This window comes from Vibrio paracholerae (assembly GCF_037672085.1).
Taxonomy (GTDB): domain Bacteria; phylum Pseudomonadota; class Gammaproteobacteria; order Enterobacterales; family Vibrionaceae; genus Vibrio; species Vibrio cholerae.
The window spans coordinates 469,053-493,180 of record NZ_JBBHLM010000001.1; the positions used below are offsets into that span (position 1 = coordinate 469,053).

Consider the following 24,128-nt stretch of genomic DNA (forward strand, 5'->3'; position numbering starts at 1 on the left):
TGCGCCTCCTAACGCCGTTTTTCAGGTAGCCGCGCGGCTTTCTCTTGATCTATCCACCAAGTGTCTAAACCAAGGGAATATTTCGGTAGCACACTTGGGCGGCTGAATTTATCCCACATCGCCACACGGTACATACTCAAATGCCATTGCGGAATGAGGTAGAAATTCCATTGCAACACGCGATCGAGTGCTGAACCCAGTGCGCGAAGTTTTTCGGTATCTTGCTGGCTTTTGGCTATTTGTTCGGTCAGGGCATCAATCACCGGATGATTGGCCCCCGCTGAGTTGTAGCTCGAATCCATATAATTGGAATTCCAGGCAATCATTAGATTTGGGCTCGGGTAAGAATTCGCACTAAAGCCGTGCGATATCATGTCAAAATCACGATCACGCAGACGTTTGGTGTATTGCGTGGTGTCGACCGTGCGGATCTTCATCTCAATCCCCATGAGCTGCAGATTTTTTTGCAGAGGAATCGCAATTCGCTCCGTTGTTGGACTGTAAATCAACAGTTCAAAACGGAGTGGCTCACCAGTCTTGACGTTGGTCATCACCTTATTTTTCAGCTCCCATCCCGCTTCTTTCAGCAAGGCAAATGCTTCGCGCATTTGGGTGCGAATTCGTCCGCTGCCATCAGTCACGGAAGGCTGATAAGTTTCCGTAAATACCCGAGCGGGCAGTTGTTCTTTGTAAGGGGTGAGCACAGCAAGTTCTGCGGCATTCGGCAGACCTTGAGCCTCGTATTCGGTGTTTTGGAAATAGCTGCGGGTTCGCTTGTATTGATCGTAGAACAGGTTTTTGTTCATCCATTCAAAGTCCAAAGCGTAGTTGAGTGCCTCACGGACTCGAACATCTTGGAACACAGGACGCTGTGTATTGAAAATAAATCCCTGAGTAGAGGCTGGTGCTTGGTGAGCAATTTCCTCTTTCTTAATCAAACCTTGGTCAAAATTACGCCCAGTGTAAGAAGTCGCCCAGAACTTGGCTTGGTTCTCTTCACGTAAATCAAACTCACCCGCTTTGAACGCCTCCAGCATCACGGTGTCATCGCGATAGTAGTCGTACTGGATCTGGGCGAAGTTGTTGCGCCCAACGTTGACAGGCAAATCTTTTGCCCAATAGTCCGGATTCAGTTTATAGGTCACACTCTGACCGGGCTTGAAAGCGACAATTTGATAAGCCCCACTCCCAACGGGAGGCTCATTGAGCGGCTCGGCTAAATTCTTATCTTGCCAGTAATGTTTGGGTAAGACTCGGGTTGATTGCGCCAAGCTAAATAACTGTTCACGGTTTGGCTGCTTCATTTCAATGCGTACTGTCCGCTCAGCAATGGCTTTCACGGATTTTACCTCTTGATAATACACCCGATATTGCGGGACGCCTTCGGCCATAAACTTCTCAAAAGAGAATTCAACATCCTGCGCAGTGATCGGTTTGCCATCATGGAAACGCGCCTTCGGATTGAGATCAATTTCCAGCCAAGTGAAATCATCGGAATAGCGAATTTTACTGGCAATCAACGGATAGTAAGAGTCAATTTCATCGGCAGGAGAAAACATGAGAGGATCATACAGCTCTGCGGTATTGGCCGCTGCCACGCCACGTGAAGCAAAACGGTTAAAGTTGTCGTATGTGCCCAACTGACCGAAGGTCACTTTGCCGAATTTGGGAGCTTGTGGGTTGACATAATCAAAGTGCGTAAAGTTTTCTGGATATTTAGCTTCCCCAAACCCAACCAGCCGAGTGGTTTCTATCACGGCCGCCCAACTGAATTGGCTCGATAACGCGAGCGTCACTCCTAAAGCAATCGGCTTCCAACTGCGCATGGCTTTCTCCCTCAACACGACGTAAATAGATAATCAATACCTTCCCATTTGAAGCTGCAGCCAAGTTAGCGGCATTCGACGTCAAATCGTTTGGGTATAAGACATTTGAAATTATTAAGAATTCAGTTACTTGGATAGTATAGTCACAAACTACTTGAAGTGGCAGGTCGGCGGCAAGTGAGTTCAGGGGAAATTCTTCCCCTGAAAATGTGATCAATGAAGGGTTTTAGCAATTAACCGTAAAAGATAGGTTTCACGCTCAATGCTCATGCCTTTGCGTGAATCATTGAGCAGGGTTTGCTCGTTATGAGCAATCGCTTCGTGGATGTTCACCCACATAGGTTTCATGCCATTACGTTGCTCGTAGTTTTCAAGCTGGGTTTGACCCAGTTTTTCATCCACCTCACAGCAATAACAATAAGACACCATATGAATTACATCCGCTTCTTGCTGTTTGTGCCAAGGGCGAAATTCTTGGTACAAGCCAAAGGGTTGGATGTTGCGGACATTTTGCGCCCCGGTCTCTTCTTGCAGCTCGCGGATCATGCCCATCAATACATCTTCATTGCTTTCTAATCCACCACCGGGCAAAGAATAATCGTGGTAACGCTCCGTGTAGAGCAGCAAAATGCGCTCACCGCGCATAGCAATCGCGCGAGCGGCTTTACGTTGCATAATTCGCTGCTGGTTCAACGGTTTAATATCAGGGTGTACAGCGACATATAGAGGTTTCATCGGCTCTCCTTTTCCAACGGTTTTGAGCGATGCTAACACATCAAAAAGTCGAAGACCCTGATAAATCAGGGTCTATTTGCGCTGAATCAAATTTAACCATCGGCATTGATCTGGGTGATCAAGGCTTTTTCGACGCGATCCGCATCTTCAATCGCGATCTGGCAGGTACCTGCGGCAGCGTGTCCACCCCCACCATATTTGAGCATCAATTCACCGATGTTGGTTTTCGAGCTGCGATCAAAAATTGATTTTCCGGTGGCGAAAACCATGTTCTGTTTCTGGAATCCCCACATTTTATGAATAGAAATATTGCACTGCGGATAAAGGGCATAAATGATGAAACGGTTCCCCGCATAGATGGTTTCTTCTTCTGTAAGATCAAGCAACACCAGATTTTGGTAAACCTTACCACAGCGCTGGATCTGCTCTTTGAACAAGGTTTCATGTTTACGGTACAGCTCTACCCGTTCTTTCACATCTGGCAGTTGCAGGATTTCGTCAATCGATGCGTGAGTGCAGTGATCAATCAGCGCCATCATTAAGTTGTAATTGGAGATCCGGAAATTATGGAAGCGTCCAAGACCGGTCCGTGCATCCATCAAAAAATTCAGTAAATTCCAGCCCGTAGAATCTAAGACTTCATCGCGGGTAAATTGCGCCGAGTCCCCTTTATCTACCGCCTCCATCATTTCAACCCATTCAAATGGAAAGGTTTTGGTTCCGCCGTAGTGCTCCCATACCACACGAGCGGCCGAAGGCGCATTCGGGTTAATAATGTGATTCGGTCTATCGCCTTTATTTCTGAGAGTCTCTGAGTGGTGATGATCAAACACCAAATGAGCATTGGCGACATAAGGTAAATTCGTGATGATGTCTCGCTCCGTAATTGGGACTTTACCATCTTGCATATCTTTCGGATGGACAAACTGGATGTCATCAATCAGCTCGATACTTTTGAGCAAAACAGCACATACCAAACCATCAAAATCACTGCGTGTCACTAATCGATACTTGGGTGATGACATGTTATTTCCTCTTCAAAGACTGAGATCCCTGTTGATCGAAAAACGCCAAATTGCGCTAGACACATTGACGCATTCACAACCTATCATCGGATACCAAACCTAAAATGAAACAAAAATGTTGTTTATTTGAGCTTTTATTAATTGTAGACAGCATCAATCTTTTGACAAATCCGACATATAGCAAAAAATTAATTTTGTAGAATACTGATATGCAACCCGTAACAAGAAAAATGGAGAAAGCATGAATAAAACCGCCCTATTACTCACTGTTGTTGGTGCCGTTCTGCTCACTGGCTGTGCGCGCCAAGAGAATGAGTACACCGTTAAGGAATACACTTCTATGGCAAACCCAGCTTCCGTTTACTGTGTGGAGCAAAGAGGTCAGTTGGAGATGGTGACGGAGAATGAGCAACGCGTCACTTATTGCGTGACCAAGGATGGTGAGAAAATTGAGCAGTGGGAATATTTTCGTCAAAACCATGCCCAACAATAGTCATCATGAGTTGAGATAGACGAGGCAGCCTAGCTGCCTTTTTGGTTTTTATTGGCGCACTTTCGGTTAGCGCTTCCACCAACGTCCTGAACGTTCGAGCTCGGGATCGCATAAACGGTTCAATAACGTCAGTTCAGTATCCAAGATAGCCAACGCTTCACAAAACACCTGCTGATCTGTCTGACTGTCCATAGTGGGATTATTTACCGCTAGGCTATGGTTAGCTTGGTCATGGTTAATTTGATTATGGTTAACTTGACCATGCTGAATCTGGTAAACCGTGGACTCCACGACGGTTTCAATCACATCGAGCAATGAAAGCAATCTGGGCTCTTCACTCATGGTGTGGCGAAGTTCGGCAATCGCTTTTTGCGCAATCCAATAAGGCTGTTGCTGAACTTGCATGAGCTGCCTTTGGAAAGCGTTTGCCACGACGCCTTCAAGAAAAACACGATAAGTCGTCAGTTCATCGACCCACAAAAAACGTAAGCCTTGCGGGTTTTGGTGAGGATACGGCACGCAAAGATGAGCCTTAAGATCGCGCGCTATCTCTAACCGGACGCCAGACTGCGCACAGCGATCAACCAACTTACGTAACAAGCCTTGTTCATCCATCAGTTGCTGGATTTCAAAAATTCGTTTGAGGTGATAGTCATTGGATACCAAGGTCAAGGCAAGTGTTTCACCTCGCTGCACAACACCACTTTCCAATAATACCTGCGCCACATGCTCAATATTTTCCACTGTGCTGGTGGATTCTTGCTCAAGCAGTACATCGATTTGTGGGAATGACAGCCCTAATTGTTGGCGACGTTGCTCAAAATACTCATGCATTCGGTTTGCTTCAGACACCGTCTGGCCGAGAGTAATGCCTCCGCAAAATGCCACTCGTGCTGCCGTATTTTCATGACACTGTAACGCAGAAATCAATCCATCGACGCGGCTTTTGCCTTCTAATGTCAGTTGGTTAGCATTGAGACGTTTACCGAGCACAACATAAATCGGGCACACAGCTGACATTCAATCTTGCCTCTTACGTTCAGTATTTGAAAAAAACGGTATCTGCCAAAATTGCACCCTTATTTTTATTAGATGCTGATGTAAAGACTAAGTTTAGAGATATACACCAGCTTAATGCAAAGAAACAGACCGATATGTGGAATAGACTCAAATGGCCTGCAGGCCATTTCTTTTATCCAGTATTTCTCATCTAGCGAACGCGACAACTAGCCCTGCCACAATCGCGCTAACGCCGAGTAAACGAGTCACGTACCAACGCTCTCCAAGAAATGCGATCCCCATAAACAGTCCAAACACGATACTGGTTTGACGCAGTGCGACAATAAAACTGACGTTTTCGGTTAACGTCATGGCATAGAGAACCAAGCTATAGGTTGCACCCATCATCAACCCCGCGAAGGTCGCGGTATAACGAATGCGCCATGCTTCAACAAACGGAGCTCGTTGGCCAGTGAGCAAATACCAGATCGCCAGAGGCAAACACATCGCCCAAAATTGAATCCCCAAATAAAGCACGGCAGAGTAACTGGCAGGCATTTGTAAGCCTACGGTCTGTTCTATGATCGCCAGCGCTTCTTTATCGATAATCGAATATCCCGCCGTGCCTAGCGCCGCGACCAAAGCCCACACAATCCCGATGTTGGTATAATCGGCGAAACGGAACTGACGAAATTTTTGTAGCGGGATCATCACGCAGCCGAGCGTGATCAACCCAAATCCCAACCACTGATTAAGCTGTAAGTCATAGCCCAGCATCACAGTGCCTGCCCCAACCAACAACACGGGCAATCCGCGCGCTAAAGGATAAGCAATGCCGATATCCACTTTGCTGTAAGCAAAAGCCAGCCCCAGCATGTACACCATCTGGCTCAGCCCACTTACAACCAAGAGTAACCAAAATTGTGTCGGCAGCGTTGACCAACCAATCTTAGTGAAATACCACACAATATAAGGCGTGAGCAGCAGTGAGGTCGCTGAAGTGGCACCAAGGAAGAAAGAAGGACCAGAGCTTTGGTAACGCTTGCCGATGATATTCCAACCAGCATGCAACAAAGCAGAAAACAGCACTAAAATGATGGGCACAAAAGACATACGACAACCTTGTCAAAAAGCCCTGTCATCGACAGGGAAAGTGATTTGCGCTTTCGCGAAACGAATTAACGCTTTAATTCTGCGATGGATTCAATGGTAATCGCATCGTGACGCCAGTATTCAATATCACAATCAATCAACTCACCTTTCTGGTTATAGTTGACCCGCTCCACCACCATTGCCGGTGTACCTGACGTTGCGCGCAGGGCTTGAGCCATTTCGCCCAGTAACGAGCTGGTAGAAATACGGTAGTGAATCGTCTGGTATTGTGTCGCATAGTGTTCACGATACAGATCCGTCAGCGACTGCGACAGATCAAAAGCGAGCAGATTCGGAAACAGCTCTGGACGAATGTAGTTGGTGACATACACCACAGGTCGGTTATCCAAATAACGCACTCGGTCTACGCGATACACATCCGAAAACGGTTTAAGTTTTAAAAGACGAGTCGCCTGCTTGTTGGCGATCACCGCTTTGGCAGACACCAACTCCGTTTTCGGCTGGCGATTTTGCGCCAACGCCATATTAGTAAAGTTGAGCGTTTGAGTGGGGTCATAGCATAAAGGCGCGGGCGAAATAAACCAACCGCGGCGATCTTCACGGTAAATCTTTCCTTCAGCTTCGAGCAGGGAAAGCGCCTCACGCAAGGTGACTCGCGTGGTATCAAATGATTCGGCTAACTTGCGCTCAGCGGGGAGCTTTTGGCGCGGCATCAGCATGCCGGCATCAATCTGCTCTACGATGGCATCTTTAATTTTTACGTATTGCACTTGCGATCCTATTGCCTCTTTCCACTAACGCTTGCGCCAAGCTTGCAGGCGGCCAAACAATCCAAACTCTAATCCCACATGCAGCAATTTGGCTAACGCAGCCGAGAGCATAATCATCACCGCCATGGCAGCGGCGGCGCCCGTCTGCCCGGCATCATCCATATTCAGTACCGCAACCGATGCGGGTACGGTGTCGGTTGAATAGAGGAATACTACCGCAGAAGTGGTGGTTAATGCATTAATAAACAAATAGCTAGCAATGTCCAATACCGCAGGCAAGGAGACAGGTAACGTCACTTTCCACAGTAAGCGGTATTGCGGCAGCTTGATGGAGGCCGCCGTCGCCTCCAATTCAGGTGGCAACTGTTTAAGCGCGGTAACCGCCGTCATATGCCCCACCGTGTAGTAATGCACCACGGTATTGATCACCAAAAGCAGCATTCCACCGTACAAGCCATTGAGCGGATTAGACGCGTGATTGAAAAAGAAGATGTAACCCAAGCCTAGCACTAAACCGGGAACCGCCATCGGTACCATACTCAGCATCTGCATCGCCTGACGCAGCGGCGCGAACACTCGCCCTTTTTCAATACTGTAAGCGCCGAGAAAAATGATCACCGTCCCACACAGTGCGGTTAAGCTGGCTAGGGTGAGTGAGTTAAAATACGGGCTCCAACCATAGGCACTGGTTTCGGCAAATTGGTAATGTTTGAGTGTCAGCGCTGTATTCCACGGCCAAAACGTCACCAGTGAGCCGTACACCGCCGTGGCTAATACCGCCACAATCGCCACGCAAATCAGCACACAATAGAGCAGACATAAACCATCACGCAGCCGATGTGGTGCTGGTTGATAAGCCACAGAACGGGTATCAAATAGGCTTTGCTGTTTTTTCTGCACCCAGAGATCGGCAATAAACGCAAACACGGCGGGTAGCAACAGAACAATACTGGTCACCGCGCCCATCGCGAAATTTTGCTGCCCCACTACTTGCTTGAAAATGTCCGTTGCAAGCACGTTATAGCTGCCACCAATCACTTTCGGTACGCCGAAATCACACACCACCAAGGTAAACACAACGATCAAGGCGCTGATCAGCCCATACTTGGCTGCCGGTAGCGTGACAATAAAAAACGTTTTGATGGGGGATGTTTTCAGCGCCCTCGCCGCTTCATACAGACGAGCATCCGATGTGCTGAGCGAGGTGGTCAGAATCATCAACGCATGCGGAAATGTCCAGAAAATCAACCCGAGCGTAATACCTAAGCCACCATAAATGGATTCACCGCCGAGCCAACTCTTGAGCATGCCTTGATTACCAAATAAGAAAATCAGACTGATCGCGGGCAGTAATGAAGGCGCGAGAATCGGCGCACTACCTAACACTCGAAACAGATGTTTTCCCGGCATGCACGAGCGCGTTAACGCATAGGCGTAGCCAAACGCGAGGATGCCGACAATCGCCGTCACACTGATACCAAGCACTAAGGTGTTGCGCAAGGATTGCCAGAGTGGGGCCGAGGAAAAGTACTGGGCGAAGTAAGCGAGCCCGACAAATTCACCCTGCCCATTTTGCACGCTTTTCACCAACATAGCGGCCAGCGGCGCGACAATAAACAACAGCATCAGTGATAGCAGGATCAATAAGGTGATCGATAAAATCAGGCTATCGCGGCTCCAATGCGGCAATATCCGCACCGAAAAAGTACGAGCGACATTCAACATACTCTTCTCCTTAAGCCGCATAAGCACAGCTGGCTGTAGCTGCTGGCGTTGTCGACATGACCTTACGACGGTACGCGCGCAGCTGCCCTGCTCTCAATGCCAAATATCGAACATCGCCCGCTTTTAAATGCATAGTTTGTACCTGTGTGATCGGTAAATCGACATACACGGGCGGAGCCAAACGCTCACCTTGAAACACACATTCGACTCGATAAAACGCGCCAAGAAACTCCAAATGGCGAATGACGACTGGAATGGCTTCGTTGTAGCGCGTAACCAGTTCTAGATTTTCAGGGCGCACAGCCAAATCAAATTGCTCACCTTGGCAAGGCGTATAATTTTCGATTTTGGGCAAAGCAATAAGGGATTCAGCAATACGCAGTTGCTGGGAACTCGCCATGGAAACGGGAATAAAATTCATCGTGCCAACAAACTCAGCCACAAAACGGCTGGCGGGCTTTTGGTAGATCTCTTGCGGCGTACCAACTTGCTCAATCACCCCGTGGTTCATCACCACAATGCGATCCGCCATGGTTAACGCTTCTTCTTGATCATGCGTGACCATGATGGTGGTAATGCCCAATTTACGTTGCAGTTGGCAAATTTCTTCGCGCAAATGCGTTCTTACCTTGGCATCGAGAGCGGAAAGCGGTTCATCAAGCAGTAATAACCCCGGCGATAATGCCAAAGCACGCGCTAACGCCACCCGCTGCTGCTGACCGCCAGAGAGCTGGCTTGGGTATTTTTGTGCCGATGTGGCGAGCCCGATCATCTCCAACCACTGCTCCACTTTCTCTAACGCATCACGGACTGACATGCCTTGATTACGCAAACCGATGGCGATGTTTTCTTCCACCGTTAAATTGGGAAATAGAGCATAAGATTGGAACACTATGCCGAAATCACGCTGCTCGGGGGGTAAAAAAGTAATCGCTTGCTGGTTTTGGTGAATGCTGCCTGAAGTAGGGAGATCTAATCCAGCGATGGCGCGCAACAAGGTGGTTTTGCCACAGCCAGAAGGGCCAAGAAAGCAGACAAACTCGCCTTTTTCAATCGATAAACTGATCTCTTTCAACGCGGTAAATGAGCCAAACTGTTTTACCACATGACGAATATCGAGGTAGCTTCTGCTGATCGCTTGAGGTCGATTATCTTGTGGTCGCTCGCCTTGTGGTCGATCGTGCTGCTGTAAATTAGGATGATGCATGGTCATAAAAGTCACCTTTAATTTGGTATAGTCCAAAATTAACAAGGTTTTATTGCAATGCGGTGACAGTTTTATCGCTGATACGTGACCATCTGATGACAGTTAGGTAAAAAGGAGGCTTTCGCCTCCTTTGGTGAACAAGTTAAGATTTGGGTTCCGATTTAGCATCAAACTTTTCAGACCAGGTTTGCAGCACGCGGGCACGATCACTTCCCATTTGCGTGAAGTCCATCTTCGCCATCACTTTTTCAACATTCGGATAATTCGGCACTTGCTTGCTGACGTCCTGATGGCCAACGATAGGATAGTTCTCAATATACAGCTCATTTGCCGCTTTCGAGACAGACCAATCGACCACACGTTTTGCCGCATCGCTTTCTTTGACGAGCCCTACCGCTTCGGATTCCCAGCCAATGCCGTTTGGTACAATCACATCCAAGGGTGCACCTTGGGTTTTAAGTTTAGCACCACGCGTTGCCATTGATATGCCGATCGCCACTTCCCCCATCCCCGCTTGAACACAAGGTTTTGAGCCAGAATGCGTGTAATGAGCAATATTTTGATCAAGGCGTTGCATGTAATCCCACGCTTTATCTTCGCCCATGTTTTGCAGCCATGCGGAAACTTGCATGTACCCCGTGCCGGAAGATGCGGGGTTAGGCATCGCAATGTGGCCTTTGTAGACAGGGTTGGTCAAATCTTCCCAACTCTGTGGCTTAGGTAAATTCAGCTGTTTTGCCACCGCTTCGTTAAAGCATACTGCATTGAAAAATGCATCGTTACCATACCAAGCTTGCTGCGCTTGCGGATCGTTCAAATTAGCTCGTAGCTCGTTCGCTCCTTTGGGAGTGTAAGGTTTTAGAACTCCTTGATCTTTGAGGAGAGCCATTGACGAGCTGGCCAATCCCCACACTACTTCGGCACGAGGGTTGTCTTTTTCAGCCAGCAGTTTGGCCGTCATGATCCCGGTCGAATCGCGCACCCACTTAATCTCAATATCTGGGTTCTCTTTTTCAAAAGCGCTTTTGTATTTCGCCAGTAGATCGGTTTCAAATGCGGTATACACCGTGACTTCTTGTCCCGCAAACGCATGAGCAGACATAAGTGCTGCGATCGTCGTTAAGGTTCCTTTCAATATACGCTTGTTCATCATCCTCTCCAATTGATTAAACTTGGTATGTACCAGAATTGTTATTTACCCTACCCAGTCTATGTGACGATTCGATGAAGAAAAAATTGGCAGTTTCACGACTTTTTAGGCTCTTTTTATGCCATTTTTCCTGCATTTGCGGTTATGAAACTTTTATGAAATTCGCCTTCGAAGGGTTTACCGCGTGCATTTCTCGTTGTTAGATAGCGTTAAATTTATTGGTATAGTCCAAAAAGGAATAAACATGAAGAATGCTTATCTACTGCTGACACCGGGACCGCTTTCAACCTCAGAATCCGTGCGTGAAGCCATGCTTAAAGACTGGTGTACTTGGGATGATGATTACAACTTAGAGATTGTTGAAGTGATCCGCCGCAAACTCGTCACACTGGCCACCACACAATCCGGTTACACCTCCGTGTTAATGCAAGGCAGTGGCACCGCTTCGGTAGAAGCCACCATTGGAAGCGTGATGTTACCCACCGATAAGCTGCTCGTGATTGATAACGGTGCTTATGGCGCACGCATCGCGCAAATCGCTCAGTACCTGAATATCGCATGTAGTGTTATTGCTCCCGGAGAAACGGCGCAGCCTAATCTTGATGAGATTGCCGATGTGCTGACCCATGATCCGGCAATTACGCATGTGGCGATTGTGCACTGCGAAACCACCACCGGCATGCTGAACCCGATTGCTGAGGTGGCTAAGATCGCTAAACAGCATGGCAAGCGTGTGATTCTCGATGCGATGTCGAGCTTTGGCGGTATTCCGATGGATATTGGTGCTCTGGGTATCGATTTTATGATCAGCTCAGCCAACAAATGCATTCAAGGGGTGCCGGGATTTGGTTTTGTGATTGCCAAACGCAGCGAGCTTGAACAGTGCCAAGGCCGCGCACGCTCACTCACTTTAGATTTGTTCGACCAATGGCAATGTATGGAGAAAAATCACGGCAAGTGGCGTTTTACCTCTCCCACTCATACGGTTCGTGCGTTCTATCAAGCGTTACTTGAGTTGGAAAACGAAGGTGGTATCGCGGCGCGCTATCAGCGTTATCAGACCAATCAGACCCAATTGGTGAAAGGCATGCGTGAACTGGGTTTTGTCCCGTTACTCCCAGAAAAGCTGCATTCCCCCATCATCACCTCTTTCTATTCACCTGAACATTCGGATTACCAGTTTGCGGAGTTTTATCAGCGCTTAAAACAGCAAGGCTTTGTGATTTATCCCGGCAAAGTCAGTCACGCCGACTGTTTTCGGATTGGCAATATTGGTGAGGTGTATCCGCAAGATATTGAGCGCCTACTGAGCGCCATGCGGGACGCTATGTATTGGCAACAAGCGTAAACGGTTAGGAAAATCCGATGAAAACATCCGATCCCCTCTCGCCACATAGCGCAACTCACTGGCGTAGCGAAGGCGATATCAATACCACCGCCGCACGTCGCGACTGGCTAACACAGGTGAATGATGAAACAACTCAGAATTTGTTACAACGTGATGCGAATGTGTTTCTGCATCAAGCCATGTCCACACCTTGCCTCGCTGCATTGGCCAGTGCAGCGGGCTGCTATTTGTATGATGTATCAGGGAAAAGTTATCTCGATTTTCATGGCAATAATGTGCATCAACTCGGTCATGGTCATCCGCAGGTGATCGAAAAAATCACCGAACAGATGCAAACCTTACCTTTCGCACCGCGCCGTTTTACCCATGAAACCGCGATTCGCTGCGCAGAAAAGCTCACGGAGATTGCTGGCGGTGAGCTAAACCGAGTGCTGTTTGCTCCCGGCGGTACTTCGGTGATTGGTATGGCGCTCAAATTAGCGCGTCATGTCACGCAGAATTTTAAAGTGGTCAGTTTGTGGGATGCTTTTCATGGCGCGTCGCTGGATGCGATCTCCGTTGGCGGCGAAGCTTGTTTCCGCCAAGGCATGGGGCCATTGATGGCAGGCGTGGAGCGTATTCCTCCAGCCATTACTTATCGAGGTGCATTTCCCCGAGAAGACGGCAGCGATGTGCACTACGCCGATTACTTGGAATACGTGATTGAAAAAGAAGGCGGCATTGGCTCATTCATCGCCGAAGCGGTACGCAATACCGATGTACAAGTCCCTAGCCGCGCCTATTGGCAACGCGTAAGGGAAATTTGCGATAAACACAATGTGCTGTTGATTATTGATGACATTCCCAACGGCATGGGGCGCAGCGGCGAGTGGTTTACTCACCAGGCGTTCGGCATCGAACCCGATATTTTGTGTATCGGCAAAGGTTTGGGGGCTGGACTTATCCCCATCGCGGCCCTCCTCACCAAAGAAAAATACAACACCGCCGCGCAGGTTTCTTTGGGTCACTACACCCATGAAAAAAGCCCGCTGGGCTGCGCTGCAGCATTAGCCACGATTGAAGTGATTGAGCAGCACAACTTACTTGCCAAAGTTCAAGCGGATAGCGTTTATATGCGCCAACGTCTCAATCAAATGCAGCAACAATTTTCACTGATTGGGGATGTGCGCGGTATTGGTTTGCTTTGGGGCATCGAACTGGTGACCGATCGCGAGACCAAACAGCGTGCTCACGATGAAGCCGAAGCCGTACTTTATCACTGCTTACGTCATGGGATGAGCTTTAAAGTTTCACAAGGTAATGTGCTGCAACTTAGCCCGCCATTGATCATTTCACGCCAAGAGCTGGATAAAGCTCTCGATATTCTCTATTCCGCTTTGCTCGCTGTTAGCCAGCAAATGGGTTATTTACGTTAAGGAAAAATAATGAACTCTCCGATTCAAGCCGTTATTTTCGATTGGGCTGGCACCATTGTGGATTTTGGATCCTTTGCGCCGACCTCGATTTTTGTTGAAGCTTTCAAGCAAGGCTTTGATTTTGAGATTAGCCTTGCCGAGGCTCGCGAGCCGATGGGACTGGGCAAATGGCAACACATTGAAGCTGTAGGAAAACTCCCCAGTGTTGCGCAGCGCTGGCAAAACCAATTTGCACGCCCGATGCAAGCCAGCGATATTGATGCGATTTACGCCGCCTTTATGCCGCTGCAAATCGCCAAAGTCGCCGATCACGCAGCACCGATCCCACACTCACTTGAAGTGGTTGAACAGATCCGATCGCGCGGGATCAAAATCGGATCTTGCTCTGGTTATCCACGCCAAGTGATGGATGTGTTGATCGCAGCGGCTGCCGATTACGGTTATCGCCCGGATTATGTGGTCGCCACCGATGATTTACCGCAAGGTGGCCGCCCCGCCCCTTTTATGGCACTCAAAAATGTGATTGAGCTTGGCGTGACCGATGTTCGTGCTTGCGTGAAAGTCGATGATGCGCTGCCCGGCATCGAGGAAGGTCATAATGCGGGGATGTGGACAGTCGGTTTACTGCTGTCAGGCAACGAAGCAGGCTTAACCCTTGAAGAATATCAATATGCTGATGCCCAAATGCTACAGGTGGCGCGCGAGCGCGCACAAGCTAAACTGCAACAGGCAAAACCGCATTATTTGATTGATACGGTTGCAGACTTACCTGCCGTGCTCGCGCAAATTGAGCAAAGATTATTAGTCGGTGAACGCCCTTAACGGGTTGGTTCGTTTACTCCATTTCTCGCTCCCCTTCTAAAAAACTGGTTACCTATTGGGGGCTTGAAATCTTCTGCTATGCGAGCTATGGTTAGTCCGACAACTTAACAAGACTGATTGATACCGCCCTGTTTTCAGGGCGGTATTTATTTGGGAGGAATAAAATGTCTCAACTTAATACTATCGTGGTGTCCACTCGCGATATGGACAGAATCAGCCAGTTGATGGATAACCTAGCCACTTTGTCGCCAGAGCTAGAGAGACTGGAAGAAGAATTGGATCGCGCCACCGTGCTCGAACCTGCAGAGATGCCAGAGAATGTCGTCACTATGAATTCTACGGTGCGCTTTAAATTTTTGGGCAGCGATGAAGTGATGGAAAAAACCTTGGTGTATCCAAACGATGTGAAAAGCAGCGCGGATGTTTCGATTTTCGCCCCTGTGGGAAGTGCATTGCTTGGTTTGGCAGTCGGTCAACAACTGGCTTGGCCAATGCCGGGCGGTACAGTCAAAACCCTCGAAATCATCGACATCGTCTATCAACCTGAACGCGCTGGCGAATTCCACCGCTAATCAGGTATCCGGTGCAAAGTGGTTCACTTTGCACCAAAAGCGCCTCGCTTATCTATAAATAAAAAAATCCGATCATCATAATGACCGGACTTATATTCTCAGCGTCATTCAACGCTGTTTTCGGTTAGAAAGAACCTTGGCTGGCACTGCTACTGCTATGGAGTTGGTTATTTGCGCCTGATTGCCAAACCACATTCAATGCAGGATTGGTCTCATTACGTTTTAAACACTTCCACTCAATGCTTTGTGTGGCCGGCACGCGAATAGTTGCACTCCACGTTGGATACTGCGTCGGAGCAAGCTTCACCGCATCTGCCGCCATCCAATTGCCGAGTTGAGTGACACTGCCTACAGCATAAACACTTTGACCAAGATTGGTGTAACCGTTGTAGCAAGTGAACGTTACGCTTTTCAACGTTGGATCAACGCTACCACTTCCTACAGCATGCAATACCACCGCTTGGTTTTGTGCTAAATGGAACGTCGCTTGTCCACCAGCAACGTTAACGCTGTCATCGCCAATCAAACTGGTGTGGTTGCCGTCTTTCATGGCTAAGTTGCTCACCGTCACCGAGGTTGCAGGCCCACGGTTAAGCGCCACGGTCACTACATCGTCACCTTCTTTACGCTCGTACACCAAGACATCGTCATTCACCCAGCGCTGAATATAGCTGCCACGTTGGATCGCTAAACTATTTTGGCGTAATTCACTTAACGCTTGGATGATTTTAAACGCTTGCGTATCTTGGCTAAAGCTTGGCATTTTTTCACGGTTGTAAGGGTCACTACCCACTTGACCAAACGCATTTTGGGTAAAGTTTGCCGAGTAGTGTTCCGTACCGTAATAAATCGCTGGAATACCACGCACGGTCATGGTCGCGACCAAACCTAAATTAACGCGCTGCTGAGCAAATGCTTCACTCTGGTTGCCACCCGCTTCGTTGTTACCTGGGCCAAACGTCAAGGCACTAGAACGCAGCGCAGTCGAGATCCGCGCCATATCATGGTTATCCATAAACACCACTTGCCAATCATCACTGGTGAAAACAGATTTACGTGTTTCCAAATAGTTGTTCAACGTTTTCATGCTATTACCTGAACGATTGGCTAATACACGTTCTAACGTATCGCGAAAACCGAAATCAAGTAACGCTGAGCCAGAAGTGTTGGCGTAGTCAATCGCGTAGCCATCAATGCCTGTGGTGGTATTGGCGCTAGCACCAAACCATTCGCCGAAGAAGTAGAAACCTTCGCGCCCCAGCGTTTTGCTGTAGTTATAGATGTCCGTCGTCCACTGTTGGATAAAGGATTTATCCATGTGTTTGATGGCATCGATACGAATCGCATCCACCCCTGCATCTATCCAGAACTTTGCGCCATCTAACAAATACTGATAAACATTGGCATCGGATTGATTGAAGTCAGAAAGGTTAAATAAGTTGAAGTTACGGACTTGATACCAATCGTTCCAGTTGGTCACACCACCGTTGTGGTGATACCAATTGGTGCCTGCTGCAACATCACTGTTGTAATCGGTAATGAACTGCCCATCACGATACAACGCGCCATATTCATTTTCATCGTTGCCATTCGAATGGTTAGGCGCATAGTCAAGAACCAACTTCATGTTGTATTCGGAACTGTGCATTAAGGCGGTCAGCTCTTTGAAATCCTCTAATGTGCCGAAATGCTCATCGACGCGAAAGAAATCTCGTCCCCAGTAACCATGATAGCCCGCCCCACCATGAGCATCTAGGTTATCGGCGTTGTCCACTGGTGGCGTGATCCAAATCGCCGTAACACCCAGTGATTTTAAGTACGGGAGTTTGTTAATTAAGCCACGAAGGTCTCCGCCAACATACTTTTTCAAGTTGTTCGGATCGTAAGTTGCTGGGTTGCGGCCTGTGTTGTTACTCACATCGCCATCGCTAAAACGATCAAGAAAAACGAAGTAGATCGTTTCTTTGCGAAAATCGAGAAAAGTGCCACTTTCCGTCTGCGCACTGGTCGCAGCATAAAGTGTTGGGCTAAACATCAGTCCATTTGCAGCAATAGCTGCCAGCAGCGCACTGCAAAGCAAAGTGCGTTTTTTCATTGGAGATCCCCCGTGGTTTGCGAAAATGAACCGGGAACTATTCCCGGTTGTTGGTTAAATTCTTTTCACTGTAGAAATCGAAGATGTGACAGAAAGCGGTATTGAGGTTGAAGCGGATTGGCTTACCAATGTCGGCGGTAGTGATCGTTTGATCGTTCACACGAGCAATAAGCTCTTTTCCTCCAACTTTGAAATAGAGGTACTTTTCATTCCCCATGTTTTCAACCACAGTCAAAATGCCTTCGAAAGCGTTAATCGTGTCACCCGGTTCAGCAACACGAATGTGTTCAGGACGAATACCAAAACAGACGGGTTTGTTGATGTATTCACGCAATGCCTTCTGTTTTTCTACTGGAATGAACATGCGAATACCGTTACTAATTTCAATATAGAGCGGTCCGTTGTCTTCACGGATCACGGTGTCAATCAAGTTCATTGCGGGTGAGCCAATGAAACTCGCTACAAATTTGTTAGCGGGATAGTTGTACAAATTCGCTGGGGTATCGACTTGCATAATCTTGCCAAGATTGAGCACGCAAATACGATCACCTAAAGTCAATGCTTCGGTCTGATCATGGGTTACATAGATCATGGTTGCCGGATTGCCTTCTTCTTTCAGCGATTGATGTAATTGAGCAATTTTGACTCGCATCGACACACGCAGTTTTGCGTCAAGGTTGGATAAGGGTTCATCAAATAGGAAAACATCAGGCTTACGCACAATCGCACGTCCAACGGCAACACGCTGGCGCTGACCACCAGACATCTCTTTCGGTTTACGATACAAAAGGTCAGTGATTTCCAGCTTTTCAGCCGCCTCTTCCACGCGACGCTTAATCTCCTCTTTAGGCCGCTTTTGCATTTTCAAACCAAAGGCCATGTTATCGAACACGGTTTTGTGCGGGTAAAGCGCATAGTTTTGAAATACCATTGCGATGCCACGATCTTTCGGCGGTAAGTCGTTCACGACTTTATTACCAATGCGGATCTCACCGCCGGAGATGCTTTCCAAACCTGCAATCATGCGTAGGGTGGTCGATTTTGCGCAGCCTGATGGCCCCACAAACACCATAAATTCGCCTTCGCGAATATCCAGATCTATGCCATGGACAGCTTTAAAACCGTTCTCATATTTTTTTTCTACTTTACGTAAGCTAACCGTCGCCATGAATCTCTCCACTTACCAAAAGGTATAAAATTGGTTTTCAACTTACCGAGATAGACTGGCTCACAATCTGCCTCGGTAAGTGAGGTAACTGAACCGAAATTCAGTTACCAACCCTGCATTATCAATATCACTGACACTCAGAAATCATGGCTAGCAATGGGGTTTTGTCCGCTGCAATTTGAATAGTCCAAACGTACTTGCCATCTTTGGGTATATTCACCACTGTATTTTTTGCAAAGCCGCCACGTTTAAGCTCGTTAAGCTGGCCTACCGTCATTGCCATGCCGGAAGCAGTAAACTGCGGTGTCCAACTCATAGTGGCAAATTGCAAGCTCACGTTACCTGCTTTTTCATCCACGACCACTTGATAGATACCATCACCCTTGTAACCCATTTTGTGGTTATCTAGGTGAATCCACTGGCCTTCAGGAAAGGTACCAACGACAAATAATGACGGGCGAATTGGCCCACGGTCATCAGCTAGCGTTGGCAAAGTACAATCTGTAAAACGCGCATCAACATTGGTTGCTGCTGGAGCAGTTTGTTCAGTCGTGCTGGCACAACCTGCCAGTAACGCGGTGGCGGTCGCTGCAATAAGAAGTGTATGCTTCATAACAAATCCTTGATTATTGGGTTCTTGTTACCGTGTCGTAGAGTTCGATTTACTCTACGCTTTCCTTTATTAAGCTGATTTTTTTTCAAACAGGCGCGCAAACCAACGCTTTTGCTCCGGTTGCGATTTTTTTAACTGCTCATAGTGCTGGGTAAGTTTGTTCAAGACCGCAAGATTACGGTAATAGGCTTTCGATTCTTTGGCTGGATAACCAAACAAATCACTGCCCGGAGGGCAAGAGTGGCTCACCCCCGATTTGGCTTTGATCACCGAATGACTGCCAATATGAATGTGTCCAGCGGTACCCACTTGACCATGTACGACAACATGATCACCCAATACGGTATGCCCGGCGAAGCCACACTGAGAGATAATCAAACAGTGTTTACCAATGCGGCAGTCGTGGCCAATCTGCACTTGATTGTCGATTTTGCTGCCTTTGCCAATCACAGTGTCGCCGAATGTGCCGCGATCTATGGTGTTATTACAGCCGATCTCCACATCGTCCTCGATAATGACGCGTCCAATACTTTCCACGCGCTGATAGCTACCATCTTTGCCAGACATGTATTCAAAGCTGTAGTTACCAATCGAATTATTGGAATCGATGGTGACGTTGTTACCGATCACCGTCCCCTCTTTGATCACCGTATTCGCGTGAATCGCCACGTTGTTACCGATGGTCACGCCATTCATAATGCGGACGCCGGGCATAAAATGGCATCCTTCTCCTATTTGGCAATGTTTACCAATATATACACCGTCAATAGTGGATGTATTACCCTGATCAAATAGTTGATATTTATGGACTTTGTAATAACGCAGTAGTTGATTGATTTTTTCAACATCCAAATGTTCAATCACAATGTGTGCTTTAACTGGGCTTTGTAAAATTGCCGCGGGGCCAATCAGTACGTCAGCTGAGGTTTCAGAAAGCTGTTTAAGATCCGAGCGTGCAAAGACAATAGCAAGGCCACCATGGATGTCGCTGACCACTGGGCGTATGGTGTCCACTACCAATGAGGCATCCCCCTCGACTAGTCCCGATAAACTTTGCGCAATTTCTGAAACACTCAGCATGTTGACCCCTTAACTTGAGTTAGAAACGATATAAAGCTTGGAAATAAACGGTGTGCTGTTTTAGCTCGCTTTCATTCTTAGCTTCCCAGCCAGCCAGTTTACTTTTTTCTTCTACTTCATTGGCATACTCATACTCGCCTTTTAGTAACCAGCTATCACCTACGGCTTGTTCGTAACCTAAAGTCGCTTTGCGAATGTCTTTGAAGTAATCGACGTTAGCATTACCCCCACCACTGTTGGCGGCATTATTGGTTTCGTTTTTACCGACGCGAACACGAGCGTACAATACGCCAGCATCGTCAAAGCTATATTGCACAATGGGTTCAATATATTTTTCGTTGAAGTCACTGATTTCATTGATACCGCCATTAGCTTGGCGATCTTCATTGTCTTTAATTTGGTAATACAGCTCGACACCCAATTCCCAATTACCAAAGCGCTTATAAGGTTTAAACAGTAAGCTATATCCATCTTCAATACGCTCACCCCAGTCACTCTTATCTTCCTTGCTGTAGAGATATTCCAGATTCGAGTAAAAACCCCAGTTATGTTGATTGTTAAAATAGGTGAGATAAGGGCGGAAGCTGTGCTCTGCGAGCTCTTTGCGTAAACCACTCACATAAGGGGAAAAGACTTTACTATTGGTGTATTCGAGTTCATAGATAGCGCCCGTTGCCCAGCCGTTACCTAAATCAAAACCTTTGTTGAGTGAAAAAAGATGTTTAATTCCGTCTTCATTTTCGAAGTAGCTTGTCTCTCTTTGCTCACGGTTTTCCAATTTCAACCCATATAAGGCACTGAGATTCCAGCGAGCATTGTTGTAGTAAACGCCAAACACTTCATGAGTTGTCGTTCTCTCTTTTTTCTTGTTGCCATTGAAGCCGTCAGTCACTTTATCCTCATATTCGAGTGATGTGCCGACATGCCCACCAAATTGCACCGCTTGGTCTAGAAAACCTGCGTCTGCATCCATGCCATGCTCACTGGCTGCAAAGGTAGGAAATGAGAGAGCAAGCGCTGCCGCTACGGAGACGGAAATTAACGTTCTTTTCACGATAGGTCCTTATCAACCACTTGGTTGTAAATCGTTGGTATAATCAAGATGAATGTTTAGTAGTTCACTGTGAACGCCTATATATTCTTCTGCATGTTAATTTGTTTTTCTTCTTCCCTTTTCTGCAAATGAGATACCCATCACTCTCAACACAACAAACAAGTGACAAACATCACAAATGACAGCTAATCACCCGATCATGAGTCGAAACTGTGTGCGCTTTTTGCTGATAAAAATATCGAGACAAGGAAATACTGTGAAAAGTGCTTCAGGCATAGTAATAACTGGATTTTATTGATGGTCATCACACTTAAAATTAAAGTTATGCTGAGGGTGGTTGACTTAAAATACCGCACACTTAACCTAGTAGTATATTATGAACTACTACAAGGTCGTCACAATGAAAAAGACATGGATAACAACAGCGCTACTTGCCACGTTTGTGAGTCTGCCAACGGCTATCTACGCTCAAGACATCCAGCCAGAATCTGATTCCAATCTGTTGATCTGGACAGACACTACAACTCTGGATTTCATGAAGTCTGCGGCGGAATCGTTTAACCAAGATTTTGGTTACAAGGTGAAATTTTCATTTCGTGGATTAGCCCCGATTGATGCCGCCTCTCGCATGATTCAAGACGGCGGTTCTGCGCGAGTCGCTGACATTTCCGAAATCGAACACGATTTGCTTGGCAAACTGGTGGTCGCAGGCGGCGCAATGGAAAACCTGATATCCGCAGAGCATATTCAATCTACTTTTTTACCCAACGCCACCGTAGCCGCTCAATATGCTGGAAACCATTACGGCTTCCCAGTGAGCTATGCGACTTTAGCGCTGTTTTACAACAAAGATTTGCTCCCTAAAGCCCCGACCACCTTTGAAGAGATCATGGAGTTTGGGAAAGGTTTTAATAACGCCAAAGAAAATAAATACGCGCTACTGTGGGATATCCAGAACTACTATGAATCGCGTATGTTCTTAACTCTGTATGGTGCGTATGAATTTGGTAAAGGCGGTACTGATGCAAAAGATCTCTGTATCGATTCATCTCTAGCACAACAGGGGATGAGTGCGATGAAAACGCTGAAAAGCGCGAATAACTCGAATCCCGTTGATATGCGTAACCCACAGGTACGCCGTGGTCTATTTGGAGAAGGAAAAGTGGCCGCGATTATTGACGGCCCTTGGGCAATTCAAGGTTATGACACTAGTGGCGTTAACTATGGTGTTGTTCCTATCCCAACGTTTGAAGGTAAACAACCCCGTACATTCTCGACAGTGCGCCTCGCGGTGGTTTCCTCATACAGTGAATACCCAAAAGCCGCTCAACTATTTGCGAATTATCTCTCTTCAGAAAAGATGCTGATGAAACGCTATCAAATGACCAAATCAATTCCACCAGTACAGAGCTTGATGGAAAAAATCATTGTTAATGCGGATGAAGCTACCTACGCAATTATCGCTCAAGGTTTCCATTCTGACGCTATGCCATCGATTCCTGAGATGGGCTACTTGTGGTCACCGATGGCGAGTGCCATCACAGCAATGTGGGTCAATGATCAAACGCCAAAACAGGTTCTTGATCGTGCCAAAGCGATCATTGAAGAGCAGATCGCGTTTCAGGAGTAACTATGTTGTTGTCGCAAACCTCCAAAGCACCCAATGTGTCGGCATCCTGGATTATCATGGGATCCACACAATTGGCGCATAAACATTGGATTACTGGCGGAGTTTTCTTCGCCATTCAATGTCTGTTTATTTTCTATCTGTCCGATTTAACTACCGCACTCAAAGGCTTGATATCACTAGGTGATGTAGCCCAGACTCGTCAAGGTTTTAAAGTGATCCAAGGGGATAACTCCATCTTTATGTTGGTGGAAGGGGTTATTGCCCTACTGTTCCTCTTCTTGGTTATCATCGCTTACGTGATGAACGTTCGTCATGCGCAAGCATGTGAGCCATGCCGATTAACCGTAGGTCAACAACTTAAAGCAATCTACGATGAAAAATTCGCTTTTATTGTTTTATCGCCAGCGTTCATTGCCAGCATCGCTTTCATCATTATGCCGATTGCGATCACCGTGTTGGTCTCATTCACCAACTACTCAGCGCCGCACCATATTCCACCGAAAAATCTGGTCGATTGGGTCGGTTTTAAAAACTTTCTGACCCTATTTGAACTAAAGATCTGGTCGAGCACTTTTATCGGTGTGGCGACTTGGACGGTTATCTGGGCGATTGCCGCGACCATTTGTACTTGTGGTTTTGGCTTTATCCTTGCGTTGGCGCTGGAAAATCGCAACATCAAAGCAAAGAAGCTTTGGCGTTTTGTGTTTATCTTGCCTTATGCCATTCCCGCGTTTGTTACGCTACTGATGTTTCGTTTACTGCTCAACGGTATTGGGCCTGTGAACGCGACGCTCAATGCATGGGGATTTGAGTCCGTTGCTTTCCTCTCTGATCCGCACTTAGCCAAGTTAACGGTGATTGCGGTCAGTGTCTGGGTTGGTGCGCCCTACTTTATGCTATTGATTTCTGGTGCATTAACCAATATTCCCCGCGATTTGTACGAAGCAAGCGAAGTTGATGGTGCCAGTAAATTTCAACAATTTCGTGAAATCACGCTGCCGATGGTCTTGCATCAAGTCGCCCCATCGCTAGTGATGACCTTTGCCCACAACTTCAATAATTTCGGTGCGATATTTTTGCTCACCGAAGGCGGCCCAATCAATCCAGAATACCGATTTGCAGGTCATACCGACATTCTGATCACTTGGATTTATAAATTAACCTTGGACTTCCAGCAGTACCAAATCGCCTCTGTGATTTCGATTGTGATCTTTTTGTTTTTGTCGGTAATCGCTATCTGGCAATTCCGCCGCATGAAATCCTTTAAAGACGATGTAGGAATGTAACC

At 47.2% G+C, this 24,128-nt stretch carries 21 protein-coding genes; 7 read left to right on the top strand and 14 right to left on the bottom strand.

The window, feature by feature from the left end:
* Nucleotides 1-8 precede the first annotated feature (8 nt).
* From R4537_RS02210 to R4537_RS02220, 3 genes are all read right to left on the bottom strand, one after another.
* The gene (locus R4537_RS02210; RefSeq protein WP_071178096.1) at nt 9-1,826 is read right to left on the bottom strand and encodes an extracellular solute-binding protein; all 1,818 of its coding nucleotides are present in this window, start codon (nt 1,824-1,826) and stop codon (nt 9-11) included.
* A gap of 213 nt (nt 1,827-2,039) precedes the next feature.
* Nucleotides 2,040-2,561, bottom strand: coding sequence for an NUDIX hydrolase (locus R4537_RS02215; RefSeq protein WP_019829005.1), 522 nt, complete (start codon nt 2,559-2,561; stop codon nt 2,040-2,042).
* A gap of 92 nt (nt 2,562-2,653) precedes the next feature.
* The gene (locus tag R4537_RS02220; RefSeq protein ID WP_000097977.1) at nt 2,654-3,586 is read right to left on the bottom strand and encodes an exopolyphosphatase; all 933 of its coding nucleotides are present in this window, start codon (nt 3,584-3,586) and stop codon (nt 2,654-2,656) included.
* Nucleotides 3,587-3,827: 241 nt separating this feature from the next.
* Here R4537_RS02220 and R4537_RS02225 point away from each other — a divergent pair, with 241 nt between their 5' ends.
* Entirely contained in the window at nt 3,828-4,079 is a 252-nt protein-coding gene (locus tag R4537_RS02225; RefSeq protein WP_071178097.1) for a putative hemolysin, read from the top strand.
* Nucleotides 4,080-4,145: 66 nt separating this feature from the next.
* Here R4537_RS02225 and R4537_RS02230 read toward each other — a convergent pair whose 3' ends face one another.
* From R4537_RS02230 to R4537_RS02255, 6 genes are all read right to left on the bottom strand, one after another.
* Nucleotides 4,146-5,099, bottom strand: a complete 954-nt coding sequence (locus tag R4537_RS02230; protein ID WP_071178098.1) for a YdcF family protein — start codon at nt 5,097-5,099, stop codon at nt 4,146-4,148.
* 186 nt (nt 5,100-5,285) lie between these two features.
* Nucleotides 5,286-6,191, bottom strand: coding sequence for a DMT family transporter (locus tag R4537_RS02235; protein WP_071178099.1), 906 nt, complete (start codon nt 6,189-6,191; stop codon nt 5,286-5,288).
* Nucleotides 6,192-6,256: 65 nt separating this feature from the next.
* Nucleotides 6,257-6,961 (bottom strand): phosphonate utilization transcriptional regulator PhnR, encoded by a 705-nt coding sequence (gene phnR / locus R4537_RS02240; RefSeq protein ID WP_071178100.1) that lies wholly within the window; start codon nt 6,959-6,961, stop codon nt 6,257-6,259.
* A 24-nt stretch (nt 6,962-6,985) separates the two neighbouring features.
* Entirely contained in the window at nt 6,986-8,686 is a 1,701-nt protein-coding gene (locus tag R4537_RS02245; RefSeq protein ID WP_071178101.1) for a putative 2-aminoethylphosphonate ABC transporter permease subunit, read from the bottom strand.
* Between the two features lie 10 nt (nt 8,687-8,696).
* A complete protein-coding gene (locus tag R4537_RS02250; RefSeq protein ID WP_032472702.1) occupies nt 8,697-9,899 on the bottom strand; it encodes a putative 2-aminoethylphosphonate ABC transporter ATP-binding protein in 1,203 nt (400 codons plus the stop codon).
* 136 nt (nt 9,900-10,035) lie between these two features.
* On the bottom strand, nt 10,036-11,046 hold the full coding sequence (locus R4537_RS02255) for a putative 2-aminoethylphosphonate ABC transporter substrate-binding protein (protein ID WP_175463828.1): 1,011 nt from the start codon (nt 11,044-11,046) through the stop codon (nt 10,036-10,038).
* Between the two features lie 241 nt (nt 11,047-11,287).
* Here R4537_RS02255 and phnW point away from each other — a divergent pair, with 241 nt between their 5' ends.
* From phnW to rnk, 4 genes are all read left to right on the top strand, one after another.
* Nucleotides 11,288-12,391, top strand: a complete 1,104-nt coding sequence (gene phnW / locus R4537_RS02260; protein WP_071178103.1) for a 2-aminoethylphosphonate--pyruvate transaminase — start codon at nt 11,288-11,290, stop codon at nt 12,389-12,391.
* Nucleotides 12,392-12,408: 17 nt separating this feature from the next.
* Entirely contained in the window at nt 12,409-13,806 is a 1,398-nt protein-coding gene (locus tag R4537_RS02265) for an aspartate aminotransferase family protein (RefSeq protein WP_071178104.1), read from the top strand.
* Nucleotides 13,807-13,812: 6 nt separating this feature from the next.
* A complete protein-coding gene (gene phnX / locus R4537_RS02270; RefSeq protein WP_080483267.1) occupies nt 13,813-14,628 on the top strand; it encodes a phosphonoacetaldehyde hydrolase in 816 nt (271 codons plus the stop codon).
* A 164-nt stretch (nt 14,629-14,792) separates the two neighbouring features.
* Nucleotides 14,793-15,200 (top strand): nucleoside diphosphate kinase regulator, encoded by a 408-nt coding sequence (gene rnk, locus R4537_RS02275; protein ID WP_000080752.1) that lies wholly within the window; start codon nt 14,793-14,795, stop codon nt 15,198-15,200.
* A gap of 124 nt (nt 15,201-15,324) precedes the next feature.
* Here rnk and R4537_RS02280 read toward each other — a convergent pair whose 3' ends face one another.
* The 5 genes from R4537_RS02280 to R4537_RS02300 all read right to left on the bottom strand — a co-directional run bounded on the left by R4537_RS02280 (nt 15,325) and on the right by R4537_RS02300 (nt 21,210).
* Nucleotides 15,325-17,295, bottom strand: a complete 1,971-nt coding sequence (locus R4537_RS02280) for an alpha-amylase family glycosyl hydrolase (RefSeq protein WP_071178106.1) — start codon at nt 17,293-17,295, stop codon at nt 15,325-15,327.
* A gap of 37 nt (nt 17,296-17,332) precedes the next feature.
* Nucleotides 17,333-18,463: an ABC transporter ATP-binding protein gene (locus R4537_RS02285; RefSeq protein WP_000246876.1), complete on the bottom strand. Its 1,131-nt coding sequence runs from the start codon at nt 18,461-18,463 to the stop codon at nt 17,333-17,335.
* Nucleotides 18,464-18,590: 127 nt separating this feature from the next.
* Nucleotides 18,591-19,076: an early set domain-containing protein gene (locus R4537_RS02290; protein ID WP_000683288.1), complete on the bottom strand. Its 486-nt coding sequence runs from the start codon at nt 19,074-19,076 to the stop codon at nt 18,591-18,593.
* A gap of 69 nt (nt 19,077-19,145) precedes the next feature.
* Entirely contained in the window at nt 19,146-20,156 is a 1,011-nt protein-coding gene (lpxD, locus tag R4537_RS02295; RefSeq protein ID WP_071178107.1) for a UDP-3-O-(3-hydroxymyristoyl)glucosamine N-acyltransferase, read from the bottom strand.
* 19 nt (nt 20,157-20,175) lie between these two features.
* Complete coding sequence (locus R4537_RS02300; protein ID WP_071178108.1) at nt 20,176-21,210, bottom strand: porin; 1,035 nt, start codon at nt 21,208-21,210, stop codon at nt 20,176-20,178.
* Between the two features lie 400 nt (nt 21,211-21,610).
* Between R4537_RS02300 and R4537_RS02305 the strand changes: the two genes are divergently transcribed.
* The gene (locus R4537_RS02305) at nt 21,611-22,840 is read left to right on the top strand and encodes a sugar ABC transporter substrate-binding protein (protein ID WP_071178109.1); all 1,230 of its coding nucleotides are present in this window, start codon (nt 21,611-21,613) and stop codon (nt 22,838-22,840) included.
* Between the two features lie 2 nt (nt 22,841-22,842).
* A complete protein-coding gene (locus R4537_RS02310) occupies nt 22,843-24,126 on the top strand; it encodes a carbohydrate ABC transporter permease (protein ID WP_071178110.1) in 1,284 nt (427 codons plus the stop codon).
* Nucleotides 24,127-24,128 lie beyond the last annotated feature (2 nt).

Bases quoted from the DNA above. Each gene is read 5' to 3' on its own strand.
- R4537_RS02215 (WP_019829005.1), bottom strand. From the start codon at position 2,561: ATGAAACCTCTATATGTCGCTGTACACCCTGATATTAAACCGTTGAAC.
- lpxD (WP_071178107.1), bottom strand. From the start codon at position 20,156: ATGCTGAGTGTTTCAGAAATTGCGCAAAGTTTATCGGGACTAGTCGAG.
- R4537_RS02225 (WP_071178097.1), top strand. From the start codon at position 3,828: ATGAATAAAACCGCCCTATTACTCACTGTTGTTGGTGCCGTTCTGCTC.
- R4537_RS02310 (WP_071178110.1), top strand. From the start codon at position 22,843: ATGTTGTTGTCGCAAACCTCCAAAGCACCCAATGTGTCGGCATCCTGG.
- R4537_RS02305 (WP_071178109.1), top strand. From the start codon at position 21,611: ATGAAAAAGACATGGATAACAACAGCGCTACTTGCCACGTTTGTGAGT.
- R4537_RS02280 (WP_071178106.1), bottom strand. From the start codon at position 17,295: ATGAAAAAACGCACTTTGCTTTGCAGTGCGCTGCTGGCAGCTATTGCT.
- R4537_RS02245 (WP_071178101.1), bottom strand. From the start codon at position 8,686: ATGTTGAATGTCGCTCGTACTTTTTCGGTGCGGATATTGCCGCATTGG.
- R4537_RS02230 (WP_071178098.1), bottom strand. From the start codon at position 5,099: ATGTCAGCTGTGTGCCCGATTTATGTTGTGCTCGGTAAACGTCTCAAT.
- phnW (WP_071178103.1), top strand. From the start codon at position 11,288: ATGAAGAATGCTTATCTACTGCTGACACCGGGACCGCTTTCAACCTCA.
- R4537_RS02210 (WP_071178096.1), bottom strand. From the start codon at position 1,826: ATGCGCAGTTGGAAGCCGATTGCTTTAGGAGTGACGCTCGCGTTATCG.
- R4537_RS02235 (WP_071178099.1), bottom strand. From the start codon at position 6,191: ATGTCTTTTGTGCCCATCATTTTAGTGCTGTTTTCTGCTTTGTTGCAT.
- R4537_RS02285 (WP_000246876.1), bottom strand. From the start codon at position 18,463: ATGGCGACGGTTAGCTTACGTAAAGTAGAAAAAAAATATGAGAACGGT.
- R4537_RS02250 (WP_032472702.1), bottom strand. From the start codon at position 9,899: ATGACCATGCATCATCCTAATTTACAGCAGCACGATCGACCACAAGGC.
- R4537_RS02290 (WP_000683288.1), bottom strand. From the start codon at position 19,076: ATGAAGCATACACTTCTTATTGCAGCGACCGCCACCGCGTTACTGGCA.
- rnk (WP_000080752.1), top strand. From the start codon at position 14,793: ATGTCTCAACTTAATACTATCGTGGTGTCCACTCGCGATATGGACAGA.
- R4537_RS02255 (WP_175463828.1), bottom strand. From the start codon at position 11,046: ATGATGAACAAGCGTATATTGAAAGGAACCTTAACGACGATCGCAGCA.
- R4537_RS02265 (WP_071178104.1), top strand. From the start codon at position 12,409: ATGAAAACATCCGATCCCCTCTCGCCACATAGCGCAACTCACTGGCGT.
- R4537_RS02220 (WP_000097977.1), bottom strand. From the start codon at position 3,586: ATGTCATCACCCAAGTATCGATTAGTGACACGCAGTGATTTTGATGGT.